The 8,064-nt window shown below is 62.3% G+C and carries 7 protein-coding genes and 1 pseudogene; 6 read left to right on the top strand and 2 right to left on the bottom strand.

Annotated features, from left to right (window positions below; genetic code table 11):
- Positions 1 to 400 precede the first annotated feature (400 nt).
- Together ABZV40_RS46025 and ABZV40_RS46020 are read left to right on the top strand one after the other, a co-directional pair.
- Positions 401 to 667, top strand: coding sequence for a hypothetical protein (locus ABZV40_RS46025; protein WP_355456451.1), 267 nt, complete (start codon positions 401 to 403; stop codon positions 665 to 667).
- Positions 668 to 1,019: 352 nt separating this feature from the next.
- Positions 1,020 to 1,196 carry a hypothetical protein gene (locus ABZV40_RS46020; RefSeq protein WP_355456450.1) on the top strand — a complete coding sequence of 59 codons (177 nt, stop codon included), beginning with the start codon at positions 1,020 to 1,022 and terminating at the stop codon, positions 1,194 to 1,196.
- A gap of 210 nt (positions 1,197 to 1,406) precedes the next feature.
- Here the strand turns inward: ABZV40_RS46020 and ABZV40_RS46015 are convergent, their stop codons facing one another.
- Together ABZV40_RS46015 and ABZV40_RS46010 are read right to left on the bottom strand one after the other, a co-directional pair.
- The gene (locus ABZV40_RS46015; RefSeq protein ID WP_355456449.1) at positions 1,407 to 1,682 is read right to left on the bottom strand and encodes a hypothetical protein; all 276 of its coding nucleotides are present in this window, start codon (positions 1,680 to 1,682) and stop codon (positions 1,407 to 1,409) included.
- Positions 1,679 to 2,515, bottom strand: a complete 837-nt coding sequence (locus ABZV40_RS46010; RefSeq protein WP_355456448.1) for a glutamate ABC transporter substrate-binding protein — start codon at positions 2,513 to 2,515, stop codon at positions 1,679 to 1,681. Before ABZV40_RS46010 ends, ABZV40_RS46015 begins: the two co-directional genes overlap by 4 nt.
- 1,653 nt (positions 2,516 to 4,168) lie before the next feature.
- Between ABZV40_RS46010 and ABZV40_RS46005 the strand changes: the two genes are divergently transcribed.
- From ABZV40_RS46005 to ABZV40_RS45990, 4 genes and pseudogenes are all read left to right on the top strand, one after another.
- Entirely contained in the window at positions 4,169 to 4,393 is a 225-nt protein-coding gene (locus tag ABZV40_RS46005) for a hypothetical protein (protein ID WP_355456447.1), read from the top strand.
- A gap of 347 nt (positions 4,394 to 4,740) precedes the next feature.
- On the top strand, positions 4,741 to 5,217 hold the full coding sequence (locus ABZV40_RS46000) for a LuxR C-terminal-related transcriptional regulator (protein WP_355456446.1): 477 nt from the start codon (positions 4,741 to 4,743) through the stop codon (positions 5,215 to 5,217).
- Between the two features lie 820 nt (positions 5,218 to 6,037).
- The gene (locus ABZV40_RS45995; protein ID WP_355456445.1) at positions 6,038 to 6,289 is read left to right on the top strand and encodes a hypothetical protein; all 252 of its coding nucleotides are present in this window, start codon (positions 6,038 to 6,040) and stop codon (positions 6,287 to 6,289) included.
- Positions 6,290 to 6,423: 134 nt separating this feature from the next.
- Positions 6,424 to 6,730: pseudogene (locus ABZV40_RS45990) on the top strand (IS1380 family transposase); the annotation flags it as partial.
- Positions 6,731 to 8,064: the final 1,334 nt, after the last annotated feature.

Below are 8,064 nucleotides of genomic sequence, written 5' to 3'. Positions count from 1 at the left end.
CCATGTCCAGGGTCCGACACGCCGCGACCGCGTCAACCAGTCACAACAGAAAACCCTTGTCCGCCAAGGCATCCAGACCAGGATGAAAAAGGTTCACTGGCAGCCGTCGCCAGTCCACGGACGACTTCAGTGCCTCGTGCTTTCCGTCCAGGTTCAACGTCAAAGCCTTGAGGTGGTCAACTCTCCGCGGTGTCGCGCCGGACCAAGATGTGCAACGGGGCGAAACTTGAATTAAATGACGGCGAGAGCAGCGTATCTCTTGGAAGTCGGCCGTTGCTGCCGCTCCGGCGAACCGGCATTCCGCGGGGCATGTCCGCTCGCCGTGCAACACCAACGAGGGGGATGTCGGCTGCCTGACACCGTGCCGATGATCACCACCACGGGTGGCTAGGGTTAGCTCATGCCGAGATTCGCCGCGTTTGACGCGTCCGCGTTACGTCCAGCCAGCACTGCCGCACGATTGGACTGGCTCTCCCCATCCGTGGCGCTGATCCACGTCACTGCGGACGGCTTGGTCACCCAAGCCATCACACCACCGCAGAAACGGCGTCTGCTTGACGACGCCACCACACGGGATCTCATACTCGTCGCCTGGCGAGGCTCACGGGGCATGGAGATTCTGCTCATCGACGACCTCCGGTACGTGCGCACCGTCGTCACGGAGTGAGCCCTGTCGCCGGGTCCCCAGGCTCGGTCCGGTGTGGTGAGTTCGCCTGCGCAAAGGGCAACTGATCTAGGTTTAGATCGAGATGTCAGATTTGCGTAGATCGCTTCGCTGGGCTTGGGTGGATTCTTCGGTCAAACGGCGGCTCATGATGTTAGTCGTCGCCCCAGTGGATCATCGTGCGCGAGCGTTGCGGTAGCGACTGGTAGTCGCGCGCAAGTCGTCGATGCTGCACCAGCCACCTCAAGCTGCGCTTGACCGCCCAGCGACGGGGCAGCACGTGAAATCCCTTGCTCCGTGGCTGACCGCCGCGTTGTCGTAGCCACCGTCCACTCACGCCTTCGACACGGGTCGGGTGGTCAGCAGCGAGATCATCGAGAACCTGTTGCTCGCCAAGGGAATCTTGGATTGGTGCGGCAGTGACGATCGCGACGCGCAGGAGGCCCAGCGCATCGGCGGTGATGTGCCGCCTATGTCCCTTGATCTTCTTTCCCGCATCGATGTCCTGGCTGGATTCGCCGACATCGCGTGAGGTCCACGCTCTGTGAGTCGATGACCTCTTGGCCACCCGTTCGCGTCGTCCTGGAAGGCGACGCGGAGCTGCTCGAGGACGCACTGGAGCCGGTGAGCGACGACGTGGCCGTCGGGAAGGGGCGCCGGCGGCGTTGGTGGTGCGACGGGAGTGGGAGCTACCAGCGTCGTTGTCCTGCGGGTCGCCGAAGAGATGGTGGTTCGCCGTGGCTCATTGCTCGGGGTGGAGGTTGAACTGGCGGTCAGCTCCACGGACGTTGTTTGTCGAACGACAGTGGGATGACGATTCCTGGTTCGCCGACCCTGCGCTGGACGGATGGGTGACAGCACCAGACGAGGCCTTGACGGCTGCGAGACCAAAGCCGACCAGCACCAGCACGGCACCGGCGCAGAGCGCAAACAGCGGAAGGCGCAGCCGCTGCGCACCTGAGATGACCAGGCAGGTGAGGTGTTTGGCGGGTTTCTTCCTCCTCATCGTGGAGGTCATTCCTGTCCGACCTGTGGCGGCGGATTCGGCTGGAACTCCGGACTCGGGAAATTCCTGGTCAGTGCGGCGTTCCAGGCGCCTGACGAGATCATCTGCTGGATCGCCGCGTTGATGCGTGTCCGGCCCTCGTCGTCGCCCTTTCGCAGGCCGATGCCGTAGCGCTCCTCGCCGAACTTGCGTCCGACGAGCCGCAACAGTTCGGGATTTTTCGCCAAGTAGCCGGCCAGGATCACGTCGTCGGTCGTCACCGCATCGACCTGGGCCGCCAGCAAGGCGGTGATGCACCGGTCGAACTGCGGGTACTCGACCAGTTGCACGTTGGCCGCGTACTGCTGGCGCACTCGTTCGGCTGAGGTGGTGCCCTTGACGCTGCAGAGCCGCCGGCCGGTGAGCTCGCCCGGCCCGTTGATGGACTTTTCGTCCTCACGGACGAGCAGGTCCTGAGCGGCGATGTAGTAAGGGCCGGCAAACGTCACCCGCTGCTGGCGTTGCGCGGTGATGGAGTAGGCAGCAGCGATGAAGTCGACCTCGCCTCGTTCGATCGCGATCTCGCGGTCCGCGAGAGGAACCTGCTTCCAGCTGATCCCGTTTTCTGGGACATTCAATCGTTGAGCTATGTATTTCGCGACGTCGACATCGAACCCTCTCACGGTGTCGTCGGCAAGGTGCTGCCCCAGGCCGGGCTGATCGTAGGTGATCCCTATGCTGAGATGGCCTTCCGTGCTGTGGTTCAGGACCTCGGAACGGCCTTTCTGCTGGCCGCAGCCGGTGAGCGCAAAGATGGCGAGAAGAAAGATCGCCGAAGCGGTGGTCGTTCTTCGTGGCGCTGACAAATCTTCTCCGAAGTGTGGAATAAATGTTCAGTTATCGCGCCGAGATTAGATGCTTCCCTGCTGTTTCGCCAGTCGCCCGTCGTTGGTGCAGAGTTTTGTGCACCAACGTGCACGAAGTGCTTGAGCGATGGCAGTCGGAGGGGTATTTCGTGCAGTTTTTCTCGTGTTTCGGGGCAACATCCGGCCCGGGGCTTCGTCGAACCCGCTTGGTTGGGCAATCTGTCAAGTACCGAGCGGAGGGGTTGATGTGACCGAGAGAGCTGAAAGCGGGAGGACCGATGAACTTGCGAACTCTTCGCTGATGACGTTCGTGGAACAAGTCGCAAGCGATGTGACCCGAGATTCAGGTCTTCTGGTGGCGCGAGCGGAAGCGCGTCTGACGGAACTGCGGAGGCAAGAGCGTCGGCAGTGACGGAGGGGTGACTCGTGGCGTGGATCTCCGGCTCGAACCGGGGCGCTTGGAGACGGTGGCTACTGCCCGTGGCGGGTCTGCCGCATCTAACGGTGCGGCAGACCCAATGAGCCTTTCATCCTGGTGTGGAGGCGTTGGCGGGCGAGGCTTCTTGTGGAATGACAGGTTTGATGAGCATCGGCGCGTCAGCACCTGGATGCGGCGAAGCCTCTGGTGTCAGAGCTTCCGGCCAAGATCGTTGTGCGGATGCCGGCGGCTTCACGTGCTGTTCTACCGCGCCGGAGCCTGGCGCCGGATCAGGCGCGGATGATGCGCGGGGTCAGCCACGAGTACGAGCACCGTGGCGTATCTGGCCGCATGCGCCGTGCGGCGGGCGCGGGTGTTCGGGCCCCTCGGCCACCGGCACGGATTCTGCGACCTTTCACCGCTCCTATCTCGGGAGGACGCGGTACCTGCTACCGATGGGCCAGGTTCAGCGGGGTGGCCCCCTTGGGCATGCTGTGCGCGCACTCAGGAACCTTCGGCGCACAAGGAATGCACATGGGTGGGTGAGGGCCCGCCGACCACAAGGTCCGTTACGTCGGTCGCAGCACTGCGCGCCACTGGCAGATGGACCTGGACTGACCAGGGCAGCCACCGTCCTGCCGATCAGAACACCAAGCGGTCTCTCATCCGGATCCTGACCTCTCGTATCCAGTTCGGAACGTGCTGGGTATCGGCTGATCTTGCGCTTGCACAAGGACAGCCCGCAAAGCGCCCAGACGGAGAGCGGCCTTTGCGGGAATCCCCTGGCTGTGCGCGTCGGCAGGGGCGGGGCCGACGGTTGCCACCTGTACCTCCTGTAGTCAAGTGCTCACCGATGAATGCGGATTCTCAGCGCCACACCACACCCGTCGGCAACGGGTGACGAGCGAGACGCGAACGCGCTCGTCATGGTTGTGCTCACAGGCGGCACTGCGGACCGTGGGATGAGCGGCAGCCCGATCATGTCCTTCGAACGTCCCCAGCCCGCTGAAGTGACTTCCATTCGCCCACAGTTCGCAGAATCGGCGTTTTCAGGAAGTCAAGGTTGCCTGATAGGGCATTCGTGTTGACTGCTGTCAGCTCTGCGGGCAGTATCAGCCTGCGATTCCTGAAGTATCGCACTCCGCTGCCTGAGTCTGTAATTGATACCTCTGTGTGTCGTTTCTGTCACCGCGCGGGCCTCTGCAATCTCGGATTAACTGACGAAAGGATTCCGTATGTTGAAGAAGCTCTTCATCGGCGCCACGCTGGCTTGCGCCGCACTTGCTGTCGCTGCCCCTGCCGCGTCTGCGAGCACCGTGAACTTCGGTGGCGTCTACCCCACGTTCGAGGCCGCTCGAGATGCTTGCCAGGCGGGAATCGACCAGGGCCGCTGGTTCAGCTGCTACTACGAGACGCCGGCACCGGGCCCTCAGACCTACCTCTGGGTGGAGTCCAACTGACATCAATTCGCGGATAACAGCGGCGGTTACGGGATATTAAATCCCTCAGTCGTCGCTGTCCACGTTTCAGCGGCACAAGTACACCCAATCGGGAGGTCAGTCTCCATCGGAAAGCCGTCACTCAACAAAACTGGAGATGAGTTGACCCCGTGCGATTCTGTCGAACTATGACCTCACGCCCAGTTCAGCGAGGTCAGCGATCCTCAACAGCTTCCCAAGCGCGTTGCAAAAGCATCCGCATCGCGGTCCACTCGGCCGACCCACTTGTCACATCTGGCCTCGTCGCCACACTTCAGTCTATTTCCTGCGTCGAACTCGTCGCGAAACCGAACGTGGCTGAAGTAGTGGTGGCCGTCGTCGACTCGTCCCTGCCGGTAGTCCACGTGCACAGCGGCCTCCGCTTCGTCCTCATTGTGGACGATGCGTGCGCGCTCGGCCTTCCTGACGCTGTCGAGCTGGGCCCGATAGCGCTGGTGCCGCGTACGGAGGCGACACAGCAGGCACGCCTGCTGTGTGCCATTAACGACGTCCACGACTGCTGTAGTGACCTTGTCCCCGTACCCGAGGGCACCTTGCGGCGGAGCCTGCAGCAGTTGCACGAGAAAAGCCTTCGGCCGGACGGTCCCTCCCTCCCGGAACTCTCGCCACGAGAGACCGAAATGCTCCGGCTCCTCGCCGAGGGCCTCGACACCGCTGAGATCGCCGAGAAACTCATCTACTCAGAACGAACCGTGAAGAACGTTTTACACAACTTGCTCAACAGACTCGATCTCCGCAACAGGACGCACGCCGTGGCCTATGCCCTGCGGCGAGGACTCCTTTGACCACCTCGTCGCTCAATGTCGTGCAGTCCCCGCGTCGTCCACGGCTCTTACGGGCCAGTTGAGTTCTGTAACAATGGTCCGCGATGAACTTTTTCATCCTGCGGTGACCTTGTAGTTGTGCAGGACGTGGATGGACTGCCGGGCCAGTGGTTTGGCGGTTTCGCTGACGTAGCGTCAGCAGGTCGTAGCTGAGGCCGTGAATCCGGTGTCGAGATCGGTGATGTCTCGCCTTTGCGTGGGTGCATCAGCGCCGCCAGTGCCAGTTGTTCTGGGTTGAGCTCGCGTCACGCCGATCTACACTTCCAGCACAGGATGAAAGGCTCACTTTCTCCGTGCATCTCGGAATCGTCAAGTTGCTGCGCTCGAATTGCTACCACATGTTCGAGGTGGCCCGGTGCCCGGAACATCTCCCGCTCTGAGGACGCATCCACGTCGAAGGCGTGTCGGCTGACGGGTGGTAAGCGTTGTTCAAGCACTACCTGGTCGCTGCGGGTGGCCGACGTTCGGGATTTTGACACGAATTGACCGCAGCGTTTCCGACTTCGTCGTGCCGGCGGTCCGCGACAGCGAGGAGTGGTGGAACAGCTTCTGAGGCACGGCTCTCCCGGTGCTGCTGAGGCGCCCGGCGCAACCTGGGTCAGACGGCGCGAGGGCGACCGGGCTGGAGGCACGCTGTCGATCTCCGCACTGCAGTGCCTGGTCGCCAGACACTCGGGCAGCAATCCTGCCCGAACGTATCCGGTTCGACTTTGCTCGCCAAGAGCGCTGCTAGATTCCGGGTCCTGACACTCGTTGATCTCAACCATTTGGGAAGGTTTGAATGCTGCGGAAATCCATTACCAGCGTCGTCGTGGCGTTTTCCGTTTTTGCCGGTACTGCCGCACTGGTCCCCGCGGCGGCCCAGGCCGCCGGAATCTGGGTGTACGTCCAGTCGTGGTTGGCGAGGGGGCCCGAGGAAGCCGCTGCCGCGAAAATCGCCTGTCACCTCACCGCATCGCAGAACTACCCGGGCCGCAATTACGACTGCAGCGGTGAAGTTCCTGACTACGTCCAGCTGTGGGTGGAGTACTAAGCCTGAATCCACCGACGGTTCGGTGTCCGGGAGCGGCGCCTTGACCGCGAAAGTGCCTTCTGAGCTGCGGTAATGAGGCTTGTCGAAGGTCTCACGTCGTAGCTCGTGGAAGGCGCTTTCCGTGAAATTGTCGCATAGGCGGTGGCGCGGCGGTGCGGTTCGATGACGAGAACCTCGTGTCGTGTGCCGGGCTGGTTCCGGCGATGGCGTTCGCCGAGAGCGTCGAGCTGTCAGTTTTGATCACCAAACATGTGATGATCACGAATTGGCCGATCGCCTCGGCCGGGGCCAATCCGGAGGGCGAGATCAGCTCGATCGTCGCAGGGATGGCGGCCGGCCGCGTACGTGTCGTCGGCGCTGGGCTCGTTCCCGCGGGCGTTCACCCATGGCCACACCCGGCAGCTGGACGCGGTGGCACGCCGGTTGCTGGTCGATCTCGCAGCGCGGATGAAGAATCACCGACCAACCGTCGGTGGATTCAGGCTAAGCGCTCAGCTTGAAGTCATATCCGAAACGGCAGGGACTTGGTGACTCTCCGTTAGGCCTGCAAGTACCGGTCTTGTCAACCTCATTGACACGTGCGTTGTTCAAGGGGCGAGGACAGCGTGGGCGTAGTAGTGATTCTGTGTGGGCTCTCGTGGATTCGGGTGTGGACGCGCCAGCTCTTCAGCGTTGCGGCCGCGTTCGACCAGGTAGCGGGTGGTGGCGGGTCGGCCTGAGGTGAAACTCGTTGTCGTTGCGTTTGCAGGGCCGGTGGACGCTGTCGCCGGCGCCGATATGGCCGCGGTCCTGCAACGAGTTGCAGGACGGCTTGTCGGCAGATGTCGTGGCTGCGGGCGGCGGTGAGACCGCAGACGGAACCCACGACCGGTTGGAGACCTGTGCGAGCTGGCCGTCCGGGTCCACCAACTCCAGCAACGCTATGAGCAGACCAATCGGTGACCGTGACGGGTTCACGACCGCCGCCTCACCGACGGACAGGCCCGAGCGGGGCCACGCCGGACTCCAATTCCCTCACCTCTGGCCAGATCGTGTCCTCCGCACACCCCCGAGCGGTGTCGGTGATGATCCCGATCCAACCGTGTCCCGTGGACCTCGCCTCCGCGCTGCTCGGTCGAGTGCCAACACGCATCTTGCTGGTACCGATCGGTCCGCGACGCTCGCCGACAGCCGCGCTACTCCGCCGAACAGCTCACAAGAACAAGCAACTCGGGTGCGTGAGGGTAACCTGAGTTTCACCTGAGGTGCTTATCCGTCCATCCGGGTTGGATATCCAGTCCATGGTTGTTGTACTGCCCTTTGGCCACGGAGGGTTGGTGTGATGCTTCCGTCATCCACCTATGGCACTCGAGCAGGCGAAGGCGAAATACTGGCGGAAGATCGGCGGATGGGTCGTGGAAGTGATCGTGCCTGCATCGCTGCCTCGCGATGGCACTACTGAGGTTGAACCATCGGGGTGTCACGACGGACCGGTAGCCGGGATGAGGCCGCTTCCGGCCCATCTTGCGGCAAACAACCGAGGCGACACGCCGATGTCACACCTTGACCGTTCAACCGCAGTAGCGAGCCTGATCCAGTATGACCGCCCCGCAATCGTTGACCGGGATCTGACCTCACATGATGAGGGTTTCTGTCGTTTTTTCGGTGTGGTGTCGGTGTTGTTGTCCGGTGGGTTTGTGTGCCGGGTGGTGGGTTGTTGTTGTGGGGGGTGGGGTGATGGGTGTTGAGCTTGATCCTTCGTTGGATTTTTTGTGGGTGCCGTTGGGTGGGGGGTT

This window comes from Lentzea sp. NPDC004782, assembly GCF_040609115.1.
Taxonomy (GTDB): domain Bacteria; phylum Actinomycetota; class Actinomycetes; order Mycobacteriales; family Pseudonocardiaceae; genus Lentzea.
Note: the sequence above shows the minus strand (reverse complement) of the source record. Positions and strands in the feature narration are given on the sequence as shown.